The sequence below is a fragment of the Lysobacter sp. N42 genome, from assembly GCF_004344885.1.
In genome coordinates this window covers 42,939-57,310 of the sequence record NZ_SKFB01000015.1, presented here as the reverse complement: position 1 = coordinate 57,310, position 14,372 = coordinate 42,939, and the positions used below count along the sequence as shown (strand labels likewise).

Here is a 14,372-nt window from a genome sequence, read left to right as displayed (position 1 = left end):
CCGAAAAAATCGGCGCCCGTCGGGCGCCGCGGCCAGCTTATGCAGTGGGTCCCGGCTCCGCAAACGGCGGGGTCGAGTCGCCATCGCCCAGCGCACGCAGCATCTGCACTCCGGTGAGCCAGCGCCCGTGCTTGCGCCCGATTCCCGGAAACCGCCCGGCCAGCCGGAAACCCGCGCGCTCGTGCAGCGCGATCGAGGCGAGGTTGGACTCGTCGCCGATCACCTCGACCATCTGCCGCAGGCCGAGCCGCTCGCATCGTTCGATCAGGTCGGCCAGCAGCGCCGCGCCGATGCCGCGGCGGTGGAAGCGCGGTGACACGTAGATGCTGTCCTCCACCGTCCAGCGGTAGCCCGGACGCGTGCGGTAGGGCGAGGCGCAGGCATAGCCGGCGATGTCGCCGCCCACCAGCGCCACGCGCCACGGATAGCCCGCTGCCAGCCCCTCCGACATGCGCCGGGCCATGGCCTCGGCGCATGGCGGCTCGACCTCGTAGGTCGCCGTCCCGTGCAGCACCTCGTGCGAATAGATCGCCGCGATCGCGCTGGCGTCGCCGGCCACCGCGTCGCGGATCACCCGTGGCGGGTCAGTCCCGATAGCGCTTGAGCAGGTCGCCATAGGCGTCGATCCGCCGGTCGCGCAGGAACGGCCAGATGCGGCGTACGTCCTCGCTGCGACGCAGGTCGACTTCCGCCATCAGCACTTCCGGCGCGTGCACGCCCGCCTCGGCGAGGAATTCCCCCTGCGGGCCGAGCACGTGGCTGGAACCCCAGAAATCGATGCCGCTGCGCCCGATCGGCGAGGGCTCGTGGCCCACGCGGTTGCAGGAAAGCACCGGCAGCCCATTGGCCACCGCATGCCCGCGATGGCTGAGGATCCACGCGTTGCGCTGGCGGTCCTTCTCGTCCTGCTCGTCGTTGGGGTCCCAGCCGATGGCGGTCGGGTACAGCAGCATGTCCGCGCCGGCCAGCGCCATCAGCCGCGCGCCCTCGGGATACCACTGGTCCCAGCAGACCATGACGCCCAGGCGGCCGACCGATGTATCGATCGGCTGGAAGCCCATGTCGCCCGGCGTGAAGTAGAACTTCTCGTTGAAGCCCGGGTCGTCGGGAATGTGCATCTTGCGGTACTTGCCCGCGAGCGATCCGTCGGCATCCAGCACCACCGCCGTGTTGTGGTACAGGCCGGTGCCGCGGCGCTCGAACAGCGAGCCGACGATCACGACCCCGTGCTGCTTCGCGAGTGCGCACAGGCGCCCGGTGGTGGGGCCGGGAATCGGCTCGGCGGTCTCGAACTCGTCCACGCACTGGTGCTGGCAGAAATACGCGCCGTTGTGGAGCTCCTGCAGCAGGACCAGCCTGGCACCTCCGGCGGCGGCCTCGGCCACACGGCGCGCGATCACGTCGAGGTTGGCCTCGGCGCTGCCGTGGTTGGTTTCCTGCACCAGCGCAACGGGAAGGACCTTCTTCTTGGACATCAGACCACTCCTTCGGGCAGCTGCATCGTGATGCAGTGCAGGCTGCCGTTCTGCCAGATCAGGGAACGGCATGGGACGGGCACGATCTCGCGCCCCGGGAAGGCCTCGCGCAGCACGTCCTGCGCCCGTCCGTCGGCCTCGTCGCCGTAGGCGGGCATCAGCACCGCGCCGTTGACGATCAGGAAGTTCGCGTAGCTCGCGGCGAGGCGTCGGCCTTCGTCGACGATGGGCTTCGCCCAGGGCAGCTCGAACAGGCGGTAGGGTTGGCCGTCGCGCGTGCGCAGGGCGGCAAGCTCGCCGGCCATCGCGCGCAGGTGCGGATAGTGCGAGTCCGACGGGTCGTCGCAGCCCTGGAAGACGATGGAATCGGGCGAGGCGAAGCGGGCGAGGGTGTCGACGTGCGCGTCCGTGTCGTCGCCTTCGAGGTAGCCGTGGTCGAGCCACAGCACCCGATCCTGCGACAGCCAGTCGGCGAGCCTGGCGGTCAGTTCCTCGCGCGAGGTCCCGGGATGCCGCTGGTTCAGGCATTGCCAGGTGGTGAGCAGCGTCCCGGTGCCGTCGGTATCGATCGCACCGCCCTCGAGGGCGAAGCGGATCGGCATGCGCTCGGCGCGGGCGAACAGGCCCGCCCGGTCCAGGTTCTCGACGAGCGCGTCGTCGCGGCTGGCCTCGAACTTGCCGCCCCAGCCGGTGAAGCGGAAGTCCAGCAGGCGGAAGCCGTCGGCGCTGCGCAGCGTGATGGGGCCGGAGTCGCGCAGCCAGGTGTCGTCGTACGGGGCCTGCACGAAGCGCACGCGCGCGAGGTCGATGCCGGCCCCGGCCAGGAGCGCCTGCGCATGGGCCTGGAGCGCGTCGTCGGCCACGCAGACGATCGCGCGCTCGAAGCGCACGATGGCGGCGACCAGGGCCACGTAGGTCGATTCCACCTCGGCCAGGCGCTCGGCCCAGTCGGTCCCGGCGTGAGGCCAGGCGATGAGGACGGCGGACTGCGGCTCCCACTCGGCGGGGAACCGGACATCGGATCGGGTCATCGGGATTCGGTCAGCGGATCGGCGGCTTGGGGCCGACTTCGTTGGCATCGGCCTTGTTGGCCACGGCATCGATCACGCGGCTGCGCTCGAAGTAGACGGTGAACGACGGATAGACCCAGCGGTGGATGGTCGGCCACTGGCGCTTCTGTCCGCCGGCCGGCTCGAGGCGGCTGGCGGGCTCGCCGAAGCGGGCGCGGACGTCCGCCATGGTCATGCCGCGGGCGGGCAGGGCCCCCGGCTCCTGCGCAACGCGCTCGACGAGAAGGGTTTCAGCGGCGGTAGGGGCAGCCAGGGCGAGCAGGAGGGTCGCCAGCAGGGCGGGACGCGGCATGGTGCGGCTCCGGGACGGGGAGGGCGGATTGTATGCAGCCGGGCGTAGGCGCCGCGCGCGCGGCGCGTGCCACGGCCCCGGAAACGCGAAAACCGCCTGTTCGGCGGCTTTCGGAGCGAACCTGAAGGCCCGGCGCACCGGGCCTTCGAGCGCGTGCGCTTAGCGCTGGCGCGCCTTGAAACGCGGGTTCGACTTGCAGATCACGAAGACCTTGCCGCGGCGGCGGACGACCTTGCAGTCACGGTGACGGGCCTTCGCCGACTTCAGGGAGGACAGGACCTTCATGAGAAAAACCTCGGCAAAAGAAGAAAGCGGGCGAACGAAGCCGCGCATTGTAGCGGCATAAGGTTTTGATAATCAACGGCTTCCCGCGGCGCCGTTCCAGGCCCGGCCGCTGGCCGGCGCGCGGGTCCTCATGCGCCCCGCCCGGAGGCGGACGTGCGCCGCGCGGGACGGCGAGCCAAGCGGCCTCCCGACAGGCGACAATGGGGGATGGATTCCACTGTCCCCGTTCTCACCATCGACGGCCCGTCCGGCTCCGGAAAGGGCACGATCAGCCGCCTCGTGGCCCAGCGCCTGGGCTGGCATTACCTGGATTCGGGCGCGCTGTACCGCGCCGTGGGCGTGGCCGCCGGCTGGACCGACCTCGACCTCAGCGACCCCGGTGCCCTCGTCCGCTGCTGCTTCGACAGCCGCATCGAGTTCATCGAAGTCCCGGGCGAGGAGCTGCGGATCCTGGTCAACGGCCGCGACGCCACCGACGAGATCCGCACCGAAACGGCCGGCGCGGCCGCCTCGGCCATCGCGGCCATCCCCGAGGTGCGCACCGCCCTGAAGGAGCGCCAGCGCAGCTTCCGGCAGCCGCCCGGCCTGGTGGCCGACGGCCGGGACATGGGGACCGTGATCTTCCCGGACGCCGCGACCAAGGTCTTCCTGACCGCCAGTGCCGAGGAGCGGGCCGAGCGGCGGTATAAGCAGTTGAAGGAAAAGGGAGTTTCCGTTAACTTTGACGATCTGCTGCGGGAGATTCTCGCCCGCGACGCCCGCGATGCCTCCCGCGCGGTGGCCCCATTGCGACCGGCCGAAGACGCCGTCTGCATTGACACCACCGGGATGGGGATCGAGGCGGTGGTCGAACGCGTGCTGTCCCTGGTCCAGCGGTAACCGCTCGCGGTTCCGCGCGCTCACCGAACCAGAGCCCGTCCACGTCCGGCCGGCAGAGCCGGCCCGTCGCGCTGTGCGACGGATTTCCAACTGCACGGTGCGTTTGTTTCCGCACCACTCAACGGGTGGGTCGAGCGACGATGCCGAAGGGCATGTGCACGGCCCGTGTGTCCAACTGAGCAATTTCCAATGACCGAATCTTTTGCCGAACTGTTTGAACAGAGCCAGCAGAACCTGGCCAAGCTGAAGCCGGGCTCGATCGTCACCGGTACCGTCGTGGATGTCCGCGGCGACGTCGTGGTGATCAACGCCGGCCTCAAGTCCGAGGGCATCGTCCCGATCGAACAGTTCCGGAACGACGCCGGTGAGATCGACGTCGGCATCGGCGACGAAGTCAAGGTCGCTCTCGACTCCATCGAGAACGGCTTCGGCGAGACCGTCCTCTCGCGCGAGAAGGCCAAGCGCGCCATGGTGTGGGACGAGCTCGAGAAGGCCCTCGAGAACAACGAGACGATCACCGGCCGCATCAGCGGCAAGGTCAAGGGCGGCTTCACCGTCGACATCAAGGACGTGCGCGGCTTCCTGCCGGGCTCGCTGGTCGACGTCCGTCCGGTGCGCGATTCGAGCTACCTCGAGGGCAAGGAACTCGAGTTCAAGCTCATCAAGCTCGACCGCAAGCGCAACAACATCGTGGTCTCGCGCCGCGCCGTCGTCGAGAGCGAGCACTCGGAAGAGCGCGAGCAGCTGATGGAGAAGCTGGTCGAGGGCGCCGTGCTCAAGGGCGTCGTCAAGAACCTCACCGACTACGGTGCGTTCGTGGACCTCGGCGGCATCGACGGCCTGCTGCACATCACCGACATGGCGTGGAAGCGCGTGCGCCATCCGTCCGAGGTGGTGGAAGTCGGCCAGGAGCTCGACGTCCGCGTGCTCAAGTACGACCGCGAGCGCAACCGCGTCTCGCTCGGCCTGAAGCAGCTGGGCGAGGATCCGTGGGACAACATCGCCCGCCGCTACCCGGCCAACAGCCGCGTCTTCGGCAAGGTCTCCAACGTCACCGATTACGGCGCGTTCGTCGAGATCGAGCCGGGCGTCGAGGGCCTGGTACACGTGTCCGAGATGGACTGGACCAACAAGAACGTCAACCCGTCGAAGATCGTGCAGGTCGGCGACGAGGTGGAGGTCATGGTCCTGGACGTCGACGAGGACCGTCGCCGCATCTCGCTGGGCATGAAGCAGGTCACGTCGAACCCGTGGGAGACCTTCGCGGCCATCCACAAGAAGGGCGACAAGGTCGAGGGCCAGGTCAAGTCGATCACCGACTTCGGCATCTTCATCGGCCTGGACGGCGGCATCGACGGCCTCGTGCACCTGTCCGACATCTCGTGGAACACCACGGGCGAGGACGTCGTGCGCAACTTCAAGAAGGGCGACACGGTCGAGGCCGTGGTGCTGGCGGTCGACCCGGAGCGTGAGCGCATCTCGCTGGGCATCAAGCAGCTCGAGCAGGACCCGATGGGCACGTACGTCGTCTCGAACGCACGCGGTGCGATCGTGCGCGGCACCGTGACCGCGGTGGACGCCAAGGGTGCGACCGTCGAGCTCGACGGCGGCGTCGAGGGCTACATCCAGGCCCGCGACATCGCGCGCGAGCGCGTCGACGACGCCTCGCAGCGCCTGAAGGTCGGCGACCAGGTCGAGGCCAAGGTGATCGGCAACGACCGCCGCACGCGCCAGGTCCAGCTGTCGATCAAGGCGAAGGACTACGCGGAAGAGAGCGAGGCCGTGGCGGACTACAACCGCCAGTCGGCGGAAGCCTCCAGCGGCACCACCCGCCTGGGTGCGCTGCTGCGCGAGCAGCTCGGCCAGAAGGGCGAGTAATCGCCCGGCGGTAAAACCGGGACGGCCCGGCCCTGTCGGGCCGTCCTTTTTTATGGGAGTCCCGCGCTCCCGCGAATTCCTTTCCGAAGGCGTCCCGGTATCCAAGCGTCCATGACCAAGTCCGAGCTCATCGAGATCCTCTGTGCAAGGCAGGGCCATCTGAAGGCCGAGGACGTCGACCTCGCGGTCAAGTCGATGCTGGACATGATGAGCGGCGCGCTTTCGGGCGGCGAGCGCATCGAGATCCGCGGCTTCGGTAGTTTCAGCCTGCATTACCGGCCGCCCCGCGTGGGCCGCAACCCGAAGACGGGCGAGGCGGTTTCGCTTCGCGGCAAGCACGTGCCGCATTTCAAGCCGGGCAAGGAGCTGCGCGAGCGCGTGAGCGACGTGCAGCCGGTCGACGACGACGTCTGACCCGCCGGCGGCGTCCTGCCGCCTTGCGTTCGAGCCGCCGCCTGCGCGAGGCTGGCCGGCATTGCCTTGGAGCATCGCGATGGCGTTCATCAGCGAATGGTTCTGGTTCTTCCTGTTGCTGCCGCTCGCGGCCCTGTCGGGCTGGGTGATCGGACGGCGTGGCGGGCAGCGCCACAGCGACACGCAGGTCAGCCGCCTGTCGACGACCTACTTCCGCGGCCTGAACTACCTGCTCAACGAACAGCCCGACAAGGCGATCGAGCTGTTCCTGCACATCGCCGAGCTGGACAAGGAGACCTTCGAGACGCAGGTCGCCCTGGGTCACCTGTTCCGCAGGCGCGGTGAGGTCGATCGCGCCATCCGCCTGCACCAGGCACTGGTCCAGCGTCCCGGCCTGAGCGACGCGCAGCGCGTGCAGGCATTGCTGGCGCTGGGCGAGGACTACATGAAATCCGGCCTGCTGGACCGCGCGGAAACCGTGTTCAGCGAGCTGGTGGAGCTCGACCTCTCGCCCCTGGCGCTCAAGCACCTGATCGGGATCTACCAGGCCGAGCGCGACTGGGCCAAGGCCATCGAGAACGCGCGCCGCTACGAGCAGGCGACCGGCGAACCGATGGGCAAGCTCGTCGCGCACTTCGAGTGCGAGCTCGCCGACCGCCATCGTGCCGCCGGCGGACCCGAGGCCGCGCGCGCGGCCGTGGCGCGGGCGTACGAGGCCGACGCCAACTCCGTGCGCGCGGGAATGCTGGAGGGCCGCATCGAACTGGAAGCCGGCAACGACGCCGCCGCCATCCGTTCGTTCGAGCGCGTCGCCCGCAGCGACCCGGACTACCTGCCGGAGGTGCTGCCCTCGCTGCTGGCCTGCTACGAGCGGGTCGGCGACCTGCCCGGGGCGCGGCGCTTCCTCGCCGAGATGTGCGAGCACTACCGCGGCATCGCACCGGTGCTCGCGCTGACGCGCATGATCGAGAAGGAGGAGGGCATCGCCGCCGCGCGCGCCTACCTCGCCAAGGAGCTGAAGGACCGGCCTTCGGTGCGTGGCGAAGCCGCACTCATCGACCTGTCGCTCGCCGAGCGCACCGACCCCGCCGCCACGCTGGTCGACCTCAAGCACATCACCGACCAGCTGCTGGTGCGCAACCCCAGCTATCGCTGCTCGCGCTGCGGCTTCGGCGCCCGCAGCCACCACTGGCAGTGCCCCAGCTGCAAGGAATGGGGCTCGGTGAAGCCGCTCCTGAACTACGCGGTGGTCTGAGCCCATGTGGGGCTGGGTACTCGCGGTACCGCTGCTGTCGGCAGCGGGAACCTGGTTCGCGCGCCGCTATGCCCTCAGACGCAGGCTGATCGACGAGCCGGGCGCGCGGCGAAGCCACGCGGTCGCCACGCCGCGCGGCGGAGGCGCCGGGCCGGTGCTCGCACTCGCGGTGCTGATCGCGGGCCTGGGCCTTGCAGGCCGGTGGCCCGGCGACTGGCGGTGGTCGCTCGGCGGCCTGCTGGCGGTCGCGGGCATCGGCGCATGGGACGACCACCGCCCGCTCGGCGCCGGCGTGCGCCTGGTCACGCACCTGCTCGCGGGCGCGGCGCTTGCCGCCGGCGTGCAGCTCTGGGGCGAACCCGTGCAGGGCGTGGGGGTGATGCTCGCCGTCGCTGTCGCGGTGAACGTCTGGAACTTCATGGACGGCATCGACGGCATCGCGGCCACGCAGGCGCTGATCGTCGCGCTCGCCGCGGCGGCACTGGGGCAGGGTGATGCGTCGCTTCGCGCGCTGGCTGTCGCGCTCGCATTCGCGGCGTTCATCCCGTTCAACTTTCCGCGAGCGCGCATCTTCCTGGGCGACGTTGGCAGCGGCGCACTGGGCTACGCGCTCGTGCTGATCGCCCTGCTGACTCCCGCGCGCGGCTCCGCGCCCGTCGCGCTGCTGCTGCTGTTTCCTGCGGCGGCGTTCCTGGTCGATGCCGCCGCGACCCTCGCCATGCGCATGATCCAGGGCGAACGCTGGTGGACACCGCATACGCGGCATCTCTACCAGGCCGCCGCGCGCCGCTACGGGCACGCCCCCGTGACGCTCGCGTACGGGGCATGGTCGTCGACCGGCGGCGTCCTGGCGTGGGCGCTACGCGACGCGGGGGAGAGCCTTATCATGGCTTCTCTCGCGCTGTGGTATACGGCCGCTGCCGGCCTCTGGGCCTGCGTCCAGCGCGTTTTCGGGATGAAGCGAGGCGGCATGACGGAGAGGGATCGATGAGCCGGTGGACCGACCTGTGGCAGGCGCACGTGCCGCGCGCAGCCGTGGTGGTCCACGACCTGGCGGTCGTCTGGCTGGTCTGGCACGGGCTCCACTGGCTGCGCTACGCGGTCGAATCGGATGTGCCGCCGCACTCGCTCTGGTCCCCGGAGGTGCTCATCGTCCTCGGGCTGCAGGGCCTGGCGTTCTGGTGGGTGGGCCTTTACCGCGGCCTTTGGCGCTTCGCGAGCGTCCCGGACCTGTGGAACATCCTCAAGGCGTCGCTGGCCGGGCTCCTGGGCATCTTGCTGGGCCTGTTTCTCTACAACCGCCTGGAACTGGTCCCGCGCGCGGTCCTGGTCCTGTACCCGATCGTCCTGGCGGCGCTGCTTGGAGCCCCGCGCCTGGTCTATCGGGCCTGGAAGGACGCACAGTCGGACGAGCGCCGCAAGACCTCCACGCGCGTGCTGATCCTCGGCGCCGGCCAGGCGGGGGAGGCGCTGGTGCGCGACCTGCGCCGGTTCGGCACGTACCAGCCGGTGGGTTTTCTCGACGACGCGCCCCGCCTGCGCGGGTCGAAGATGCACGGCGTGCCCGTGCTGGGACGCATCCAGGATCTCCCCGAGATCGCCCGCGAAACGGCAGCGCAACTGGTGGTGATCGCCATCCCGTCGGCCGATGCGACGGCCCTGCAGCGCGTGGTCGGCATCTGCGAGCGCAGCGGACTGCCTTTCCGCATGGTCCCGCGCCTGCAGGACGTGCTGGAAGGGCGATCGCTGCCCGGCGAGCTCAAGGAGGTGGCGATCGAGGACCTGCTGGGCCGTAAGCCGGTTCTGCCCGACTGGAAGGCGATCCGCGCCTGGCTCGGCGGCCGCTCCGTGCTGGTCACCGGTGCCGGCGGGTCCATCGGCTCGGAGCTCTGCCGCCAGTGCGCCCGCCACGGCGCCCGCCGCATCGCGCTCGTGGAACTGGACGAACTTGCGCTGATGACCACGGAAGCAGCGCTGCGCCGCGATTTTCCCGACCTCGATTTCGTGCCGGTGCTGGGCGACTGCGGCGATGCCGCCGTCATCGGCCATGCGCTCGCGCTCGCGCAGCCTGACGCGGTCTTCCACGCCGCGGCGTACAAGCAGGTTCCGGTTCTGGAGGCCCAGCTCCGCGAAGCCGTGCGCAACAACGTGCTGGCCACCCACTGCGTCGCGCGCGCGTGCCGCGATGCCGACGTGGGCACCTTCGTGCTGATCTCCACCGACAAGGCGGTCGATCCCGTGAACGTGCTGGGCGCCACGAAACGCATGGCGGAAATGGTCTGCCAGTCGCTCGCCGATCGCGGGACGCGCTTTGTCACGGTCCGCTTCGGGAACGTGCTCGACTCGGCCGGCAGCGTGGTGCCGCTGTTCCGCGAACAGATCCGCGCCGGCGGGCCGGTCACGGTGACGCACCCGGACGTCACGCGCTTCTTCATGACCATCCCGGAAGCCTGCCAGCTCATCCTGCAGGCCTCGGCGATCGGTACGCACGAGGCCGTATACACGCTGGACATGGGCGAGCCGGTGCCCATCCGTGTCCTGGCCGAACAGATGATCCACCTGGCCGGCAAGCAGCCCGGGCGTGACGTGGCCATCGTCTACACCGGCCTGCGCCCCGGCGAGAAGCTGCACGAAACGCTGTTCCATTCCGACGAGCGTTATCGGGCCACCCAGCACCCGAAGATCCTGCAGGCCGAGCCGCGGAAGGTCGCGGGGGCGGAGGTGGACGCCGCCATCAACGCGCTGCGCGACGCGTGCGCGCGCTACGACCTCGCCGCGCTGTCGAGCCTGCTGCGTGAGGCCGTGCCGGAGTTCGAGCCGATCGGTGCGCATGGCAATGCCACGTCGACCGCAACGGTCGTCGCATTTCCTGCACGCCAGGCCCGCAGAATCTGAGGCCCCCAGTGCAGCCGATGATGTCGATGACCGAGGCGATCCCCCGCCGCATCCGCAAGGCCGTGTTTCCGGTCGCGGGCCTTGGAACCCGCTTCCTTCCGGCAACCAAGACGGTGCCGAAGGAAATGCTCCCGGTGATCGACAAGCCGCTCATCCAGTACGCCGTCGACGAGGCGATCGAGGCCGGCTGCGACACCCTGATCTTCATCACCAACCGCTACAAGCACGCGGTGGCGGACTACTTCGACAAGGCCTACGAGCTCGAGCAGAAGCTCGAGCGCGCCGGCAAGACCGAGCAGCTCGAACTCGTGCGCCACGTCCTGCCCGCGGGCGTCAAGGCGGTGTTCGTCACGCAGCCGGAAGCGCTCGGCCTCGGTCATGCGGTGCTGTGCGCCAAGGACGTGGTCGGCAACGAGCCCTTCGCCGTGCTGTTGCCCGACGACCTGATCTGGAACCGCGGCCCCGGTGCCCTCAAGCAGATGGCCGACGCCGCCGAGCAGAGTGGCTGCAGCGTGATCGCCGTGCAGGACGTGCCGCCGGAAAAGACCGCCAGCTACGGCATCGTGGCGACGCAGGATTTCGCGAACCGCCAGGGGCGCATCACGCGCATCGTCGAGAAGCCCAGGCCGGAGGACGCGCCCAGCAGCCTGGCCGTGGTGGGCCGCTACATCCTCCAGCCGCGCATCTTCGAGCTCCTCGAATCCACCACGCCGGGCGCGGGCGGCGAAATCCAGCTCACCGACGCCATCGAACGCCTGCTCCGCGAGGAGTGCGTCGACGCCTACCGCTTCCGCGGGACCCGCTTCGACTGCGGCACGCACATCGGGCTCATCGAAGCGACCATCCGCTACGCGCTCGACCACGAGAAGCTCAGCGACGCCGCCGCCGAGACCATGCGCAATGCGCTGGTCGAGCTGGGAGTGGTCGAGATCAGCTGACGCTGGACATCGCGCGCGCGCGCCGACACGCTTGGCGCATGCCGCGATTCCAGGGCGACTACTACACCGCGACGGCGCAGCCGGCCGTCGACATGCCGTCGCTTGCCGGTACCGTCGATGCGGACGTCTGCGTCATCGGTGGCGGCTTTGCCGGCCTCAACACGGCACTCGGCCTGGTCGAACGGGGCATGCGCGACGTCGTGCTGCTCGAGGCGCGGCAGGTGGGTTTCGGCGCCTCGGGCCGCAATGGCGGCTTCGTGTTCGGAGGCTATTCGCGCGGCGAGGGCGCCCTGCTGGCCGACCTTGGACCGGAGCGGGCGCGCGAAGCCTACGGGCTGACGACCGCCGCGGTCGCACGCATCCGGCAGCGCATCGAGGCCTACGGTATCGCCTGCGACCCCGTGGACGCGGGGGTGATCTGGGCCAACTGGTTCAGGCGCCCGGACCTGTTGGATGCGCGCCGCGGGCTGCTCGCCTCGGGTTTCGGCGTGGACTGGCAATGGCTGGATCGCAACACGATGCGTGGCCTGATCGCGTCGGAGAGGTATTCCGACGGCCTCTTCGAGCCCGCGGCCTTCCATTTCCATCCGTTGAACTACGCCCGCGGCCTGGCCGCGACGTTGGCCCGCCATGGCGCGCGAGTGCACGGGCAGTCGCCGGCCACGGCGCTCGTCCGCCGAGGCGCGGGCTGGGAAGTGCACACGCCCGGCGGCAGCGTGCGCGCGCGGCAGGTGGTGCTGTGCTGCGGCGGCTACCTGGCCGGCCTCTCGCGGCGCGTGGACGCGAGCGTCCTGCCCATCGCGACCTACGTCATGGTGACCGAGCCGCTCGGCGCGCGCATGGACGACGTACTGCGCACGCGCGCCGCGATCTACGACACGCGATTCGCCTTCGACTACTACCGCCCGCTGCCGGACTCCCGCCTGCTGTGGGGCGGACGGATCTCGGTGCTCGACCGCTCCCCGGCGGAGGTGGAGAAGCTGCTGGTCGGCGACATGCTGCGCGTGTTCCCGCAGCTGCGCGGCGTGGGTGTGGACTATGCGTGGTCGGGGCTGATGAGCTATGCGCCGCACCAGATGCCGCACATCCTGGAGGTCGAGCCCGGCCTGTGGGTGGGGCAGGCCTTCGGTGGTCACGGTGTTGCGCCGACGGCGGCGGCCGGCGAGCTCCTGGCGTCGGCCATCGCCGAGGGCGACACGCGCTGGCGGATGTTCGCGCGCTACGGCCTGGAGCCGGCGCTGAAGCCGGCCGGGTTCCTCGCCGCGCAGCTGGGCTACTGGTGGGCGCAGGCCAGGGACGAATGGAGGGACTGGCGCGAGCGGAGGGGCCGGTGAGCGGCGACAGCATCGGCTGGGACGACTTCCAGCGCGTGGACATCCGCGCAGGAACCGTCGTTCGCGTCGAAGCTTTCCCCGAGGCGCGCAGACCCGCGTGGAAGCCGTGGGTCGACTTCGGCGAGCTCGGCGTACGCCGGACCAGCGCACAGATCGCCGACCTCTACGACGCAGAGGCACTCGTGGGGCGCCAGATCGTCGGCGTCCTGAATCTTCCGCCCAAGCGCATCGGTCCCTTCGTGTCCGAGTTCCTGTTGACGGGTTTCCATACCGACGCGGGAGTAGTGATCACGACGGTCGAGCGTCCGGTGCCGAACGGCGCGCGCCTGGCCTGAAACGACGACGGGGCCCGCAGGCCCCGCCGTCCACCGTGCGGTCGAGCCGGTCAGACCGCTTCGAGGATGCCGGCCGCGCCCATGCCGGTGCCGATGCACATGGTCACCATGCCGTACTTCTGCTGCCGACGGCGCATGCCATGCACGATGGTCGCGGTGCGGATGGCGCCGGTCGCACCCAGCGGGTGGCCGAGCGCGATCGCCCCGCCCAGCGGGTTGACCTTCGCGGGGTCGAGCTCCGAATCCTTGATGACGGCCAGCGCCTGCGCCGCGAAAGCCTCGTTGAGTTCGATCCAGTCCAGCTGGTCGCGCGTGAGCCCGGCCTGCTTCAGTGCCTTCGGAATCGCGGCGTTCGGGCCGATGCCCATGATGTGCGGCGGCACGCCGGCCACCGAGAAGCTCACGAAGCGCGCGAGCGGCGTCAGGCCGTAGTCCTTGATCGCCTGCTCGGAGGCGATCAGCACCGCGGCGGCGCCGTCGCTCATCTGCGATGCATTGCCGGCCGTCACCGAGCCGCCGAACTGGCCGTTCTTGAACACCGGCTTGAGCCTGGCCAGGCCTTCCATCGAGGTATCCGGGCGGGGGCCCTCGTCGGTGTCCACGAGCCGCTTCTTCAGCTGGACCGCATTGCCGGCCAGGTCGGGCACGCGCGACACGACCTCGTAGGGCGTGATCTCGTCCCTGAACTCGCCGTTGGCGATCGCCGCCAGCGCCTTGCGGTGCGACTCGACCGCGAACGCGTCCTGGGCCTCGCGCGAGATGCCCCATTCCTTGGCCACGTTCTCCGCCGTGATGCCCATGCCGTAGGCGATCGCGATGTGGTCCTCGTCCTTGCCGAACACGCGCGGGTTCAGGGCGATCTTGTGGCCCATCATCGGCACCATCGACATCGACTCGGTGCCGCCGGCGAGGATCAGGTCGGCATTGCCCAGGCGCACCTGGTCGGCGGCGAGCGCCACGGCCTGCAGGCCCGACGAGCAGAAACGGTTGATCGTCTGCGCAGCCACGCCATGCGGCAGGCCGGCCAGCAGCACGCCGATGCGGGCCACGTTCATGCCCTGCTCGGCCTCGGGCATGGCGCAGCCGATGATGGCGTCGTCGATCCGGTTCACGTCGATGCCCGGTGCCTGGGCGACCACGCTGCGCAGCACGTGGGCGAGCATGTCGTCCGGGCGGGTGTTGCGGAAGAAGCCGCGCGGCGCCTTGCCGACCGGCGTACGGGTGGCGGCGACGATGTAGGCGTCCTGGACTTGTTTCATGGCGTTTCTCCGAAACGCCGGGATTCGGGAGTCGGGATTCGGGATTCGCAATGGCGAATCCGC

At 69.8% G+C, this 14,372-nt stretch carries 15 protein-coding genes; 9 read left to right on the top strand and 6 right to left on the bottom strand.

The features are described 5' to 3' along the window. Positions 1-37 precede the first annotated feature (37 nt). The 5 genes from EYQ95_RS17380 to ykgO form a co-directional block, all read right to left on the bottom strand. Positions 38-616, bottom strand: coding sequence for a GNAT family N-acetyltransferase (locus EYQ95_RS17380; RefSeq protein WP_132328637.1), 579 nt, complete (start codon positions 614-616; stop codon positions 38-40). Then, the gene (locus EYQ95_RS17375; protein ID WP_132328635.1) at positions 585-1,475 is read right to left on the bottom strand and encodes a carbon-nitrogen hydrolase; all 891 of its coding nucleotides are present in this window, start codon (positions 1,473-1,475) and stop codon (positions 585-587) included. The genes EYQ95_RS17380 and EYQ95_RS17375 overlap by 32 nt, the downstream gene beginning before the upstream one ends. Beyond that, positions 1,475-2,506 (bottom strand): agmatine/peptidylarginine deiminase, encoded by a 1,032-nt coding sequence (locus tag EYQ95_RS17370; RefSeq protein ID WP_132328633.1) that lies wholly within the window; start codon positions 2,504-2,506, stop codon positions 1,475-1,477. Before EYQ95_RS17370 ends, EYQ95_RS17375 begins: the two co-directional genes overlap by 1 nt. Before the next feature lie 10 nt (positions 2,507-2,516). Next, on the bottom strand, positions 2,517-2,837 hold the full coding sequence (locus EYQ95_RS17365) for a hypothetical protein (protein WP_132328631.1): 321 nt from the start codon (positions 2,835-2,837) through the stop codon (positions 2,517-2,519). Between the two features lie 159 nt (positions 2,838-2,996). Further along, positions 2,997-3,122 carry a type B 50S ribosomal protein L36 gene (gene ykgO, locus EYQ95_RS17360; protein WP_010342887.1) on the bottom strand — a complete coding sequence of 42 codons (126 nt, stop codon included), beginning with the start codon at positions 3,120-3,122 and terminating at the stop codon, positions 2,997-2,999. Positions 3,123-3,329: 207 nt separating this feature from the next. Between ykgO and cmk the strand changes: the two genes are divergently transcribed. The 9 genes from cmk (at position 3,330) to EYQ95_RS17315 (ending at position 13,050) form a co-directional block, all read left to right on the top strand. Beyond that, positions 3,330-4,001, top strand: coding sequence for a (d)CMP kinase (gene cmk / locus EYQ95_RS17355; RefSeq protein ID WP_132328629.1), 672 nt, complete (start codon positions 3,330-3,332; stop codon positions 3,999-4,001). Positions 4,002-4,190: 189 nt separating this feature from the next. Beyond that, positions 4,191-5,879, top strand: coding sequence for a 30S ribosomal protein S1 (gene rpsA / locus EYQ95_RS17350; RefSeq protein WP_132328627.1), 1,689 nt, complete (start codon positions 4,191-4,193; stop codon positions 5,877-5,879). Positions 5,880-5,990: 111 nt separating this feature from the next. Next, entirely contained in the window at positions 5,991-6,293 is a 303-nt protein-coding gene (locus EYQ95_RS17345; protein WP_132328625.1) for an integration host factor subunit beta, read from the top strand. Positions 6,294-6,372: 79 nt separating this feature from the next. After that, positions 6,373-7,548, top strand: coding sequence for a lipopolysaccharide assembly protein LapB (gene lapB / locus EYQ95_RS17340; RefSeq protein ID WP_132328623.1), 1,176 nt, complete (start codon positions 6,373-6,375; stop codon positions 7,546-7,548). Between the two features lie 4 nt (positions 7,549-7,552). Next, on the top strand, positions 7,553-8,539 hold the full coding sequence (locus EYQ95_RS17335; RefSeq protein WP_132328621.1) for a lipopolysaccharide biosynthesis protein: 987 nt from the start codon (positions 7,553-7,555) through the stop codon (positions 8,537-8,539). Next, positions 8,536-10,443: a nucleoside-diphosphate sugar epimerase/dehydratase gene (locus EYQ95_RS17330; protein WP_132328619.1), complete on the top strand. Its 1,908-nt coding sequence runs from the start codon at positions 8,536-8,538 to the stop codon at positions 10,441-10,443. The genes EYQ95_RS17335 and EYQ95_RS17330 overlap by 4 nt, the downstream gene beginning before the upstream one ends. Before the next feature lie 38 nt (positions 10,444-10,481). Beyond that, positions 10,482-11,381, top strand: a complete 900-nt coding sequence (gene galU / locus EYQ95_RS17325; protein WP_132328667.1) for a UTP--glucose-1-phosphate uridylyltransferase GalU — start codon at positions 10,482-10,484, stop codon at positions 11,379-11,381. Between the two features lie 38 nt (positions 11,382-11,419). Continuing rightward, on the top strand, positions 11,420-12,715 hold the full coding sequence (locus EYQ95_RS17320; RefSeq protein ID WP_132328617.1) for an FAD-binding oxidoreductase: 1,296 nt from the start codon (positions 11,420-11,422) through the stop codon (positions 12,713-12,715). Then, positions 12,712-13,050 (top strand): tRNA-binding protein, encoded by a 339-nt coding sequence (locus EYQ95_RS17315; protein WP_243699969.1) that lies wholly within the window; start codon positions 12,712-12,714, stop codon positions 13,048-13,050. The genes EYQ95_RS17320 and EYQ95_RS17315 overlap by 4 nt, the downstream gene beginning before the upstream one ends. Before the next feature lie 50 nt (positions 13,051-13,100). On the opposite strand, the gene EYQ95_RS17310 is transcribed toward EYQ95_RS17315, so the two are convergent. Continuing rightward, positions 13,101-14,309, bottom strand: coding sequence for an acetyl-CoA C-acyltransferase (locus EYQ95_RS17310; RefSeq protein WP_132328613.1), 1,209 nt, complete (start codon positions 14,307-14,309; stop codon positions 13,101-13,103). Between the last annotated feature and the right edge of the window lie 63 nt (positions 14,310-14,372).